A 283-nucleotide genomic window follows, 5' to 3' on the forward strand; every position below is an offset into this window, starting at 1 on the left:
GCACAATGAAATGCTCGAGCGGGCGGCCGAGATCGTCTCCGCCTATGTCTCGCGCAACCACGTGGCTCCGGCAGAGCTGCCGGCTCTGATCCAGGCGGTTCATACCTCGCTCGCCGGCCTCACGAGCGGAGCGGCGTCAGCACAGGCCACCGCGGAGGCCGAGAAGGCGACGCCCGCGCAGGTTCGCAAGTCGATCACGCCGGACGCGCTGATCTCCTTCATCGACGGCAAGCCCTACAAGACGCTGAAGCGGCATCTCACCGGCCACGGGCTCGACCCCTAC

At 67.5% G+C, this 283-nt stretch carries 1 protein-coding gene; it reads left to right on the forward strand.

All coding sequences use genetic code 11. The annotated features are described in order from the left end of the window. A partial coding sequence (locus WDW90_RS39080; protein WP_336492993.1) for a Ros/MucR family transcriptional regulator occupies nucleotides 1-283 on the forward strand: 283 nt, incomplete at both ends.

It is taken from the genome of Methylobacterium nigriterrae (genome assembly GCF_037106235.1).
In the GTDB taxonomy this organism is placed as follows: domain Bacteria; phylum Pseudomonadota; class Alphaproteobacteria; order Rhizobiales; family Beijerinckiaceae; genus Methylobacterium; species Methylobacterium nigriterrae.